This window comes from Arthrobacter sp. 05T45, assembly GCF_056395875.1.
This window is the reverse complement of sequence record NZ_JBFTKI010000006.1, coordinates 57,049-69,792: the sequence shown is the minus strand read 5'-3', so window position 1 is coordinate 69,792 and position 12,744 is coordinate 57,049. Positions and strand designations below refer to the sequence as shown.

Annotated in this window: 10 protein-coding genes and 1 tRNA gene; 10 read left to right on the top strand and 1 reads right to left on the bottom strand. The window is 67.7% G+C overall.

Annotation, left to right across the window (positions count from 1 at the left end; translation table 11 throughout):
• Positions 1-7: 7 nt before the first annotated feature.
• On the bottom strand, positions 8-1,165 hold the full coding sequence (locus AC1DGD_RS08795) for an AAA family ATPase (RefSeq protein ID WP_476849067.1): 1,158 nt from the start codon (positions 1,163-1,165) through the stop codon (positions 8-10).
• A gap of 177 nt (positions 1,166-1,342) precedes the next feature.
• On the opposite strand from AC1DGD_RS08795, the gene AC1DGD_RS08790 reads away from it, so the two are divergent.
• From AC1DGD_RS08790 to pth, 10 genes are all read left to right on the top strand, one after another.
• Positions 1,343-2,230, top strand: coding sequence for a TatD family hydrolase (locus AC1DGD_RS08790; RefSeq protein ID WP_476856552.1), 888 nt, complete (start codon positions 1,343-1,345; stop codon positions 2,228-2,230).
• 304 nt (positions 2,231-2,534) lie between these two features.
• Positions 2,535-3,680 (top strand): ubiquitin-like domain-containing protein, encoded by a 1,146-nt coding sequence (locus tag AC1DGD_RS08785; protein WP_476849065.1) that lies wholly within the window; start codon positions 2,535-2,537, stop codon positions 3,678-3,680.
• A gap of 203 nt (positions 3,681-3,883) precedes the next feature.
• Positions 3,884-4,723 (top strand): 16S rRNA (adenine(1518)-N(6)/adenine(1519)-N(6))-dimethyltransferase RsmA, encoded by an 840-nt coding sequence (gene rsmA, locus AC1DGD_RS08780; RefSeq protein ID WP_476856643.1) that lies wholly within the window; start codon positions 3,884-3,886, stop codon positions 4,721-4,723.
• 81 nt (positions 4,724-4,804) lie between these two features.
• Positions 4,805-5,767, top strand: coding sequence for a 4-(cytidine 5'-diphospho)-2-C-methyl-D-erythritol kinase (locus AC1DGD_RS08775; protein WP_028276492.1), 963 nt, complete (start codon positions 4,805-4,807; stop codon positions 5,765-5,767).
• Positions 5,768-5,839: 72 nt separating this feature from the next.
• Positions 5,840-7,669 carry an ABC-F family ATP-binding cassette domain-containing protein gene (locus tag AC1DGD_RS08770; protein WP_028276491.1) on the top strand — a complete coding sequence of 610 codons (1,830 nt, stop codon included), beginning with the start codon at positions 5,840-5,842 and terminating at the stop codon, positions 7,667-7,669.
• A 709-nt stretch (positions 7,670-8,378) separates the two neighbouring features.
• Positions 8,379-8,450, top strand: a tRNA-Gln gene (locus AC1DGD_RS08765).
• Between the two features lie 43 nt (positions 8,451-8,493).
• Positions 8,494-10,020, top strand: coding sequence for a bifunctional UDP-N-acetylglucosamine diphosphorylase/glucosamine-1-phosphate N-acetyltransferase GlmU (glmU, locus tag AC1DGD_RS08760; protein ID WP_476856551.1), 1,527 nt, complete (start codon positions 8,494-8,496; stop codon positions 10,018-10,020).
• A gap of 5 nt (positions 10,021-10,025) precedes the next feature.
• Positions 10,026-11,006, top strand: a complete 981-nt coding sequence (locus AC1DGD_RS08755; RefSeq protein WP_018774662.1) for a ribose-phosphate diphosphokinase — start codon at positions 10,026-10,028, stop codon at positions 11,004-11,006.
• 277 nt (positions 11,007-11,283) lie between these two features.
• Entirely contained in the window at positions 11,284-11,883 is a 600-nt protein-coding gene (locus tag AC1DGD_RS08750) for a 50S ribosomal protein L25/general stress protein Ctc (RefSeq protein ID WP_028276489.1), read from the top strand.
• 207 nt (positions 11,884-12,090) lie between these two features.
• Complete coding sequence (gene pth, locus AC1DGD_RS08745; protein ID WP_476856550.1) at positions 12,091-12,678, top strand: aminoacyl-tRNA hydrolase; 588 nt, start codon at positions 12,091-12,093, stop codon at positions 12,676-12,678.
• Positions 12,679-12,744 lie beyond the last annotated feature (66 nt).

Below are 12,744 nucleotides of genomic sequence, written 5' to 3'. Positions count from 1 at the left end.
CCATTCCCTAGCGCGGATTGGGCAGGTTGGGCGGCGGCGCGGCTGCCATGGCCGAGGCCTTCTTCCGGCCAGGGCGGCCGGTTCCGTTGGGTGAGGCCGTCACGTCCGGGGTGACGGGTATCTTGGCGATGATGGCCCGGATGACGCTTTGCGGCGTCTCACCCGCGCTGGCCGCCTTGCGGTCGAGGATGATCCGGTGGGCGAGCACCGCTTCGGCGACGCTGACGACGTCGTCCGGCAGCACAAAGTCCCGGCCCTCCAGCGCGGCGGTGGCCTTCGCCGCACGCAGGAGCTGCAGCATGGACCGCGGGCTGGCGCCGAGCCGGAGAAGCCCGCTTTCCCGCGTGGCCCGGCCCAGGGCCACGGTGTACTCCTTGATCGACCGGGACACGTACACCTGCTGCACCGTGGCAATCATGGCGGCCACTTCCGCCGCGGTGACCACTGCCGTCACACGCGCCAGCGGAGAGGAGGCCTGGTGGGTTTCGAGCATCTCCATCTCGGACTCACGGTCCGGGTAGCCCATGGAAATCCGGGCCATGAAGCGGTCCCGCTGCGCTTCCGGCAGCGGATACGTGCCCTCCATCTCAATGGGGTTCTGCGTCGCCACCACCATGAAGGGCTCATCCAGCCGGTAGGACGTGCCGTCCACCGTGACCTGGTGCTCCTCCATGCACTCCAGCAGGGCTGACTGGGTCTTGGCCGAGGCGCGGTTGATTTCGTCCCCGATGACGATGTTGGCGAACACCGCGCCGTGCCGGAACTCGAAGGTCCGGGTCGCCTGGTTGTAGATGGACACGCCCGTGACGTCGGACGGGAGCAGGTCCGGGGTGAACTGGATCCGGCTGACGGAACAGTCGATGGTGCGGCCCAGCGTCTTCGCCAGGAGCGTCTTGCCCACCCCTGGGACGTCTTCGAGGAGCAGGTGGCCCTGGGCGAGGAGGACCGTGAGCGCCAGTTTGGCCGCTTCGGCCTTGCCGTCGATGACCGTATTGATCGCCGTCAGGATCCGGGTGCTGGCTGAGTGGAAGGCGTCGGCTTCCATGGCCGGCAGTTCATGCCGCGGGGGCCGGTGTCCGGCTGCGTTTGGATCCAAGGAAGCGCGGCCCGGGAGGCTCTGTCCTTGGGGGAGGATGTCGTCTACGGAAGTGCGGTGGTAATCCATCGGCAGCCTTTCAGCCCTGGTGGGTCCCGGATCTGACCGCCCGCGGCGGCCGGGCCCCGCAGTGGCATTCACCTGTTTCCTAACGGGGAAATTACAGAGTATTAACAGACTACTAACACAACTGCCGGCCCTGACAGAGAGTTCCGGGGAAATCTGGCCTCCGGTTAGGCTGGATGAATGCTCAGTCCCCTCACTCCCGTCCCCTTCCGGTTGCCTGGACACGACGGTACCGGACGCAGCGGGTATCCGCCCGCACCTGAACCGCTTCCCGTGCCGGTCATGGACAACCACACGCATTTGGATTTTCCCGACGCGGAGCCTGAGGTGGGCATCAAGGACGCCCTCGATGCCGCCGCCGCCGTGGGCGTGCAAGGCGCCGTGCAGGTGGGCTGCGACCTCGAATCGTCCCGGTTTACGGTCAACGCGGTCGACCTCGATTCACGGCTCCTGGGCGCTGTTGCCCTCCACCCCAACGACGCCCCCGGCTACGCCCGGCGCGGCGGCCTGGAGGAGGCCCTGGCCGAGATCGAGGAGCTCGCCGCCCATCCGAGGATCCGGGCGATCGGGGAGACCGGCCTGGACTTCTTCCGGACCGAGGGCGAGGGCCTGGTCCACCAGCGCTATTCGTTCCGCCGCCATATCGACATCGCCAAACGGCTCGGACTGACGCTGCAAATCCACGACCGCGACGCCCACGACGACGTCGTCCAGGTCCTGCGCGAAGAGGGGGCCCCGGAGCGGGTGGTCTTCCACTGTTTCTCCGGCGGCGAGGCGCTCGCCCGGACCTGCAACGCGGAGGGCTGGTACATGTCCTTTGCCGGAACAGTGACATTCAAGAACGCGACGGACCTGCGGGAAGCGCTGGCTATCGCTGAGCCGAGCCGGATCCTGGTCGAGACCGACGCGCCCTTCCTCACCCCGCACCCGCATCGCGGCCGGCCGAACGCGAGCTACATGGTTCCGTACACGGTGCGGGCCATGGCCGATGTGACTGGGTCGGAGCTTTCCGGGCTGTGTGCGCAGATCGCCGCAAATACGGTGCTGGCGTACGGATCCTGGGACTGAACCGCCCTCATCCAGCCTCCCGGTGTAGATACGGGGTATGCACAAATTCTTGGTTCCTTTATAACGCTTCGATTACAGTGGTCAACTATTAGCCGGGGTCGGGGAAGGCCTACGGATAATTTCACTCCAGCAGGGCGTGCATTGTGGCCAACGAACCACATGCGCGCTCTCGTTTTGGGTGAGGCAGTGCACGCATGTTCCGTGACGCTCCGGACGCTGTCCGGAGCCGCCGTTGGCGCGCTCGCGGGGGATGGCCACGTGCACTTTTCCCCGTGCCCGGAAGGTCCAAGAGATTCGGGCAATTGTGGTCAAGTTCTTCACATCGGACGGCAAGTTCAGCTTCGTCAAGGTTGGCACGCAGCTCGTGGTGCTGGTGGCACTGGTGCTGGGCCTCGTGGCCTTCGTAGGCAATAACAAGACGATCACACTCAACGTGGATGGCAAAGTCAGCTCCGTCCAGACCTTCGGCGGAACCGTCGGGGAAGTCGTCAAGAGCGCCAAGGTTGAACTGCAGCCATCTGACAGGGTGTCGCCTTCGGCGGACGCCCACGTGCAGGACGGGTCAGTCATCAACGTCAACCTCGCCAAGGCCGTCAAGGTCAGCCTGGACGGCGCCGAACGGACCATCTCCACCACCGCACCCACCGTCGAAGGTCTCGTGACCGAACTCGGCGTGGCCAGCGCCTCGCAGGTCTCCGTGCCCAAGGACGCCCAGCTCGCCGTCTCCGGCTCCTTCGTGTCCATCTCGACGCCTAAAAAGGTGAGCCTCGTTGCGGACGGCAAGGCGGCAGCGACCACCACGACGGCGGCCACAGTCGCCAAAGTGCTCGAGGACGCCGGGCTTTCGCTCGGGGCCAGCGACCGCGTCTCCCAGCCCGGGAACGCCCCGGTGGTCAATGACATGGTGATTAAGGTCTCCCGCGTCGACGTCAGCAAGACGGCCAACACCACCGAGCCCGTCGCCTTCGAAACGCTCACCACCGAGAGTGCTGACATGTTCAAGGGTGAGAAGAAGGTCACCCAGGCCGGCGTCGCCGGCACCACCAGCAAGAACTTCAAGCTGGTCCTCGTGGATGGCCGCGAAGCCTCCCGGACCCTGGTGTCCGAGACCGTCAGCGTCCAGCCCGTCACCGAAAAGGTCACTGTCGGCACCAAGGAAAAGCCCAAGCCCGCCGCCAACACCGGTGCGGCCGCCCCCGCCATGATGAACCAGGGCATGTGGGACAAGATCGCCCAGTGCGAATCCGGCGGCAACTGGTCCACCAACACCGGCAACGGCTACTACGGAGGCCTGCAGTTCGACGTCGGCACCTGGCTCAGCTCGGGCGGCGGCGCCTACGCCCCGAACGCCGCGGCCGCCACCAAGGCCCAGCAGATCGCCGTCGCCAACCGGGTCTACGCCCAGCGCGGACTGCAGCCCTGGGGTTGCGGCTGGGCCGCCTCCAGCTAGCAGGCCAGGCCGGCGGCTGACTGCCCGCCACTGAACGCCCGACTCCCGCGGCTGCCGACCACAGCCAGGGGAGAGCACAGGCCGGGTCCGGATTCCCTCCGGACCCGGCCTGCGGCGTACCGGCGCCGGGATAGGATACCTAGGTGACTGAACCGAGCCCCTCCGCCCCCGAAAGCCTGCCCGGAGCGGCGCCCGCACCGCTGATGGGTGCCTCCGATATCCGCCGGCTGGCAGAGGAAATCAGCGTGCGGCCCACGAAGACCCTCGGGCAGAACTTCGTGATCGACGGCAACACCATCCGGCGGATCGTGAACGCCGCCGACATCCGGGCCGATGAGACCGTCCTGGAAGTCGGCCCCGGACTCGGGTCACTGACCCTTGGCCTGCTGGACGCCGCCCGCAGCGTGGTCGCCGTCGAAATCGATCCGGTCCTTGCCGGGCGCCTGCCGGCCACTGTCGCCGCGTGGCGACCGCACGCCGTCGGGAACTTCCACCTCGTGCTGGCCGACGCCATGCGGGTCACCAAACTTCCCGTCGAGCCGACCGCCCTCGTCGCGAATCTTCCCTACAACGTGGCCGTTCCCGTGGTGCTGCACCTCCTGCAGCACTTCCCGAGCCTGCAGCACGGCCTGGTCATGGTCCAGGATGAAGTCGCCGACCGGCTCGCGGCCGGGCCCGGCTCCAAGACCTACGGCGTTCCATCCGTCAAAGCCGCTTGGTACAGCAGCATGCGCAAGGCCGGCGTGATCGGCATGAACGTCTTCTGGCCAGCGCCCAAGATCCATTCCGGACTCGTCGCCTTCACGCGCCGGGAGCCCCCGGTTACGACCGCCACCAGGGAGCAGGTCTTCGCCGTGATCGACGCCGCCTTCGCGCAGCGCCGCAAGACGCTCCGGGCCGCGCTGGCCGGCTGGGCCGGCAGTGCCGCCGAGGCCGAACGCTGCCTGCGGGCCGCCGGCGTCGACCCCACAGCACGCGGCGAAGTGATCGACATCGCGGCGTTCGCCAGAATCGCCGAAGCCCACGGACAAGCGGACTCCTGAGCTCCTTGTGAGCCCTGCATGGGCGCCTCCGGGGGCGGTTGCGTGCTTGGAGCCCGGGCCGCGATGCCATAGCGTGGAGCCATGAACGCAGTGAGAGGGCGCTTTGCCGCGAGGACCGTCCGGGTGAAAGCTCCAGGCAAGGTTAACGTCTCACTGGACGTCGGACCGCTGCGGCCGGACGGCTACCACTCCGTGGCCAGCGTCTACCTGGCTGTCTCGCTCTACGAAGAAATTGCCGCCACCAGCACCGATACCGGCGAGATCACCGTCAGCATCAGTGATGCGAGCACCGTGGACCTCGACGGGGTGGACATTCCGCTCGATCACCGCAACCTGGCCTACAAAGCCGCCGCCATCATGGCCGACGTCTCGGAACACTCCACGGGTGTCCACCTGGAGATCACCAAACGGGTGCCCGTGGCTGGCGGCATGGGCGGCGGATCGGCCGACGCCGCCGCCACCCTGCTGGCCTGCGACGCGTTGTGGAACAGCGGACTGTCCCGCGATGAGCTGGCCCACCTGGCCGCCGAGCTCGGCGCCGATGTTCCCTTCGCGCTGCTGGGCGGCACCGCCGTCGGACTGGGCCTGGGCGATGACCTCTCGCCGGCCCTGGTCAAGGCCCAGACGGACTGGGTCCTGGTCAGCGCGGACTTCGGCCTGCCCACCCCTGAGGTCTACCGCACCCTGGACCGCCTGCGCGCGGCCGAGGGCCTGGCGGTGGACGAACCCGACGCCGTGGATCCCGGCGTGCTCACGGCTCTGCGCAGCGGCGATGCCGACGCCCTGAGCCGCGTGCTGGTCAACGACCTCCAGCGCGCCTCGATCGAACTGGCCCCGGGCCTGCGCGAGACCCTGGGCCGCGGCGAGGCCTGCGGCGCGATCGCAGGCATCGTCTCCGGCTCCGGACCCACCGTCGCGTTCCTCGCGCACAGCCCCGCCGCGGCCGCCGGGCTCGCCGAAGAGCTGCGGCACCACAGCCTCGACGCCATGGCGGTGCACGGGCCGGTGCACGGGGCCCGCATCATCTCCGATACGCTCCTTTAGGAGCTTTTGACGCATCGCATCCGATGACTTCACAGCTTCACTTCACCGATACACCTAAGAAAGCAGTTCCCAGTGGCACACCTGCTCGGCGGCGAGAACCTCACGGTCTCGTATGCAACCCGTACCGTCCTCGATGGCATTACCCTCGGCCTTGAAGAGGGCGACCGGATCGGCATGGTGGGCCGCAACGGTGACGGCAAGTCAACCCTGATGCGGTTGCTGGCCATGCGCTCCACCCCGGACTCCGGCCGGGTTACCAAGCGCAGCGAGGTAAACATCGGCTACCTGGACCAGAGCGACGTGCTCGACGGCGACCTCACCGTCGGCGCCGCGATCGTGGGGGACCAGGCCGACTACGAGTGGGCCCGCAATCCCCAGATCCGCGAAGTCATGGGCGGGCTGGTGTCCGACGTCGACTGGCACGCCAACGTCCACGCGCTCTCCGGCGGGCAGAAGCGGCGTGTGGCGCTGGCCAAGCTGCTGATCGAGGACCACGACGTCATCATGCTCGACGAGCCCACCAACCACCTCGACGTCGAAGGCGTCGCGTGGCTGTCCCGGCACCTGAAGACCCGCTGGCGGGCCAACCAGGGCGCCTTCCTCGTGGTCACCCACGACCGCTGGTTCCTCGACGAAGTCTGCACCAAGACCTGGGAAATCCACGACGGCATCATGGACCCGTTCGACGGCGGCTATGCCGCCTACGTCCTGGCCCGCGCCGAGCGCGACCGCTCCGCTTCCGTGATGGAAAGCAAGCGCCAGCAGCTCGTGAAGAAGGAACTCGCCTGGCTCCGGCGCGGTGCCCCGGCCCGCACCGCCAAGCCCAAGTTCCGGATCGAGGCAGCCAACGCCCTGATCGCGGACGTCCCCGAGCCGCGCGACTCGACGGCGCTGAGCAAGATGGCCACCGCCCGGCTGGGCAAGGATGTCCTGGACCTCGAGCACGTCTCGCTGGACTTCCTCGGCGGCGAGCCCGGGCAGAAGCTCTTCGACAACATCACGCTGCGCCTCGCCCCCGGGGAGCGGCTGGGCCTCGTGGGCGTCAACGGCGCCGGCAAGACCACCCTGCTCAAACTCCTCAACGGTGAGATCCAGCCCAGCTCCGGGAAGGTCAAGCGCGGCAAGACGGTGGTCACCGCGGTCCTGACCCAGGAGGTCAAGGAACTCGACGACGTCTCGGACCTGCGCGTGATCGAAGTGATCGAGCGGGAAAAGCGCTCCTTCAACGTCGGCGGCAAGGAATTCACCGCCGGCCAGCTCGTGGAGCAGCTGGGCTTCACCAACGAGAAGCAGTGGACCCCGGTCAAGGACCTCTCCGGTGGCGAACGCCGGCGGCTGCAGCTCCTGCGCCTGCTCGTGGGGGAGCCGAACGTGCTGATGCTTGACGAGCCGACCAACGACCTCGACACCGACACCCTCGCCGCCGTCGAAGATGTGCTCGACGGCTGGCCGGGCACGCTCGTCGTCGTCAGCCACGACCGCTACCTGCTCGAGCGCGTCACGGACCACCAGATGGCGCTCCTTGGCGATGGCAAGATCCGTGCCCTGCCGCGCGGCGTGGACCAGTACCTCGAACTGCGGGAAGGGGCCCTGGCCGGCTCCACGATCACCGGCGGCGGCAACCCCGTCACCTCCGCCGGCGGTGGATCCGCTCCCGCCGCCAGCGGCCCTTCTGAGGCCGAAAAGCGCGACGCCCGCAAGGCCAAGAACCGGATCGACCGCCAGCTGGGCAAACTCAAGCAGCAGGAAGACAAGATCCACGCCCAGATGACCGCCGGGGCCGGGGACGCCAGCAAGTTCGACCAGCTCGCCGGGCTTAACGCGAAACTCCAGGAACTGGCCGGGGAACGCGAAGCCCTTGAACTCGAATGGCTCGAGGCCCTGGAAGTGCTGGGGGAGTAGTCTCCTGCCCTCCCCGGGACATGCCCAGCGTGAGCACCCACCGCTGGACATGTCCCTCGCAGCCCTCAAAACCCACGGGACATGTCCCTCGCCGCGGACCAACACTGGACATGTCCCTTGGAGGGCTGAATTTCCGCTGGGCATGTCCCTCGGCGCGGACCAGCATTGGACATGTCCCTTGGAGGGCTCAAATCCCGCAGGGCATGTCCCTCGCCGCGGGCCAGGGATGGGCATATTGGCGTTATGCCCATTGTCCGGGACCAACACTGGGCATATCCCGCATAGGGACCGAGGTCTCTGCGCACGCCCGGGAAGGCACGTCCCGCGGAGTGCGTGAATCCTGCGGCACATGTCACTTGGCCCGGGCCAGCATTGGACATGTCCCTTGGAGGGCTCAAATCCCGCAGGGCATGTCCCACGGCGCGGGCCAGGGATGGGCATATTGGCGTTATGTCCATTGCTCGGCTCCAACACTGGGCTCATCCCGCGTAGGGGCCGAGGTCTCTGCGCGCCCAAAAAGGCACGTTCCGCGGAGTGCGTGAATCCCGCGGCACATGTCCCGCCGCGCGGACCAGGAATGGGCATGTCCCGTGGCGCCGGCCGCACCGCCCACCCGCGCCTGCCCGCTCCTTCCGCGGCCCTGAGTCGCACGAGCATCAACCTTCGTGGCAGAATTGATTCTCGTGCCACAGGTCAAGCCTGGGCACGGTCCGCTCTGGTGTAATGGCAGCACCCCGGCCTTTGGAGCCGTGGAGTATAGGTTCGAGTCCTATGGGCGGAACTTGGCGAGACACACCGCGCAACCAAGCAAGGAGAGCCAATACGTGAGCCCCGAGAATACTGGCCCGGCCGCCGTGATCGTCCTAGCTGCAGGGGCCGGTACCCGGATGAAATCCCGTACCCCCAAAATTCTCCATGAGATCGGCGGCCGCTCGCTGGTCGGCCACGCGCTCCAGGCGGCCCGCAGTATCAGCCCCCGCGAGCTGGCCCTGGTGGTCCGGCATGAACGCGACCTCGTGGCCGCCCACGTCTCCGGCCTCGATCCGAAAGCCCTGATTGTGGACCAGGACGATGTGCCCGGCACCGGCCGCGCGGTCGAGGCGGCACTGGAAGCGCTCGACACCCTCGACCCCCAAGGCCCGCTGGGCGGAACGGTCGTGGTCACGTACGGCGACGTCCCGCTGCTCACCGGTGGCCTGCTCGGCGAGCTCGTCGCCGCCCACGAGGCCGAGGGCAACGCCGTCACCGTCCTCACCGCCGTGCTCGAGGACGCCACCGGCTACGGTCGCATCCTCCGCGCAGAAGACGGAACCGTCACGGGAATCCGCGAACACAAGGACGCCACCAGCGCCGAACGCGAAATCCGTGAGGTTAACTCCGGCATCTACGCCTTCGACGCCGCCGTCCTGCGCGACGCGCTGGTCCACGTCACCACGGACAACGCCCAAGGCGAAAAGTACCTCACCGATGTCCTGGCCCTGGCCCGCACCGCGGGCGGCCGCGTCGCCGCCGTCGTCACCGACGACCGCTGGCAGGTGGAGGGCGCCAACGACCGCGTCCAGCTCTCGGCGCTCGGCGCTGAACTCAACCGCCGCACCCTCGAAGCTTGGATGCGCGCCGGGGTGACCGTCGTGGATCCCGCCACGACCTGGATCGACGCCACGGTGACGCTCGACGAGGACGTCCGGCTCCTGCCCAACACCCAGCTGCACGGCAGCACCACGGTGGCTCGCGACGCCGTCGTCGGCCCGGACACCACGTTGACCGACGTCACGGTGGGGGAGGGCGCCACGGTGATCCGCACCCATGGCTCCGGCTCCACGATCGGGGCGCGCGCCAGCGTCGGCCCCTTCACCTACCTGCGCCCGGGCACCGTCCTGGGCGAGACCGGCAAGATCGGCGCGTTCTACGAAACCAAGAACGTCACGATCGGCCGCGGCTCGAAGCTGTCCCATCTCGGCTACGCCGGGGACGCGGAGATCGGCGAGGACACCAACATCGGCTGCGGCAACATCACGGCCAACTACGACGGCGAGAAGAAGCACCGTACGGTGATCGGCTCGGGTGTGCGCACCGGTTCGAACACCGTGTTCGTGGCCCCCGTGCGCGTGGGCGACGGCGCCTACAGCGGCGCCGGGGCGATCATCCGCAAGGACGTCCCGGCCGGCGCCCTCGCCGTCACCCTGGCCAAGCAGCGGAACTCGGACGGCTGGGTTGCGGCCAACCGCCCCGGTTCCGTTTCCGCCGGCCTGGCCGAGTCCGCCCTGGCCGAATCCGCTGCCGCGGTGGATTCCGCCGCGGGCGCCGCCCCAACATCCTCCACTACTCCGGCACCGACAGAAGAGGGCTAGCAATCATGAGCGAAATTACGGCACACGGCGAGAAGAAGCTGGTGCTGGCCGCGGGGCGCGCGCACCCTGAGCTGGCGAAGGAGATCGCGAAGGAGCTCGGCACCGAGCTGCTGCCCCTGGACGCCTACGACTTCGCCAACGGCGAGATCTACGTGCGGGCCGGCGAGAGCGTCCGAGGCACCGACGCCTTCGTGATCCAGGCCCACCCGGCCCCGTTGAACAACTGGCTCATGGAACAGCTGATCATGATCGATTCGCTCAAGCGGGCCTCCGCCAAGCGCATCACTGTGGTGTCCCCGTTCTACCCCTACGCCCGGCAGGACAAGAAGGGCCGTGGCCGCGAGCCGATCTCGGCACGCCTCGTCGCCGATCTGTACAAGACCGCCGGCGCCGACCGCATTATGAGTGTGGACCTGCACACTTCCCAGATCCAGGGCTTCTTCGACGGCCCCGTGGACCACCTGATGGCCATTCCGCTCCTGGCCGACTACATCCGCACCCGGGTCGGCTCGGACAAGGTCACGGTCGTCTCGCCGGACACCGGCCGCGTCCGCGTGGCCGAGCAGTGGGCCGAGCGCCTCGGCGGCGCGCCGCTGGCGTTCGTGCACAAGAGCCGTGACCTCACCGTGCCCAACCAGGCCGTCTCTAAGACGGTCGTGGGCCAGATTGAAGGCCGCACCTGCGTCCTGATCGACGACATGATCGATACCGGCGGAACCATCTCCGGCGCCGTCCAGGTGCTCAAGAACGCCGGCGCCAAGGATGTCATCATCGCCGCGACCCATGCCGTGTTCTCCGATCCGGCGGCCCGCCGGCTCTCCGAGTCCGGCGCCCGCGAAGTGGTGGTCACCAACACGCTGCCGATCACCGCGGACAAGCGCTTCCCGCAGCTGACCGTGCTCTCCATCGCGCCGCTGATCGCCCGCGCCATCCGTGAAGTGTTCGACGACGGCTCCGTCACCAGCCTGTTCGACGGCCAGGCCTAAGCCGGCCGGCGGAGGGCCCGGTTTCAGAAACCGGTCCCTCCGCTGGTAGCCTTGTACCGAAACCTTGGCGAGGGAGAGCGCCGGCATTCTGTATTGAATTCCTTATTGACGGGAAATTAATCGGAACCCGGACTGCTGGTCTCCGTAATCGACTGGGTCTGAATCTCCTTCTGAAGGGCAGCCGCACGGCAGCCCGGCGTTGAAGGTCGTAAACAGACCTCCGCCCTTGCTGAACACCGTTTAGTCCCACAGCTTGAAATCCCACGAGGAGATATCCATGTCTGAGCAGAAGCTCGCAGCAGAAGTCCGCACCGAATTCGGCAAGGGCTTCGCCCGCCGCGCCCGCATGGCCAACCTGATCCCGGCCGTCATCTACGGCCACGGTGCCGAGCCGATCCACATCACCCTGCCGGCGAAGGCCACCACCCTGGCCGTCCGCACCGCCAACGCCCTGCTGACCCTGGACATCGACGGCGAGCAGCACCTGGCCCTCGTCAAGGACATCCAGCGCAACCCGATCAAGCAGATCATCGAGCACCTCGACCTGCTGACCGTCCGCACCGGCGAGAAGGTCACCGTTGACGTGCCCGTTCACCTCAGCGGAGAGCTGGCCCCGGGCAACGTCCACAACCTGGAAATGACGGTCGTTTCCGTCGAGGCCGAGGCAACCCACCTGCCGACCGCCATCGAGGTCAGCATCGAAGGCCGTAGCGCCGGCGAGCACATCCACGCTTCCGACCTCGTCCTGCCGAAGGGTTCCACCCTGCTGGCCGACCCCGAAGCGCTCGTCGTCAACATCTCCGAGGCCACCGAAAACGTCGAAGAGGGCGAAGAGGGCGAAGCAGCCGCACCGTCAGCCGAAGCAGCAGCCGAGTAATTCCGTTGAATTAGACGGCGGCCGGGTCCCTCAGGGGCCCGGCCGCCGTCGTCTCTGATGCCGTATCCCGCGCCGTACGCGCCCCGTAGCCGGCTGCCTGCCCCGACCCACCTGCCCCGACCCACCTGCCCCGACCCACTTGACCCGCCCCACCTGACCCGCCCCACTGGCCGCGCCCCCGGCTGCGTCCCACCGAAGGACTGACCCATGACCGACACCTGGCTGATCGTAGGCCTTGGCAACCCCGGATCCGAGTACAGCCACAACCGGCACAACGTCGGCCAGATGGTCCTGGACGAACTCGCCTCGCGCGTCGGCGGTGGCTTCAAATCGCACAAATCGCGTGCCCAGGTCCTCGAAGGGCGCCTGGGCATCGGCGGACCCCGGATCGTGCTGGCCAAGCCGCTGTCATACATGAACGTCTCCGGCGGCCCGGTGTCTGCCCTGGCCCAGTTCTACGGCATCGATCCGGCCCACGTCATTGCCGTCCATGACGAGATCGACATCCCCTTCGACACCGTGCGGCTCAAGATCGGCGGCGGCGAAGGCGGCCACAACGGACTGCGCGACATCTCCAAGGCCCTGGCCACCAAGGACTACCTGCGCGTGCGGGTCGGCGTCGGGCGTCCGCCCGGACGGATGGAGACCGCGGACTTTGTCCTGCGTGACTTTTCCGCGCCGGAGAAAAAAGAACTGGCCTTCCTCATCGACTCAGCTGCCGACGCCGTCGAAGTCCTGGTCCGGGACGGCCTCACCGCCGCCCAACAAAAGTTCCACCCCGCCAAGGCGACGTAGCCCCTCCCGGACGTAAAACGCAGGCAAAACAGCACGCAGCCGAAACGCCCCGACCGCGGGCCGGCC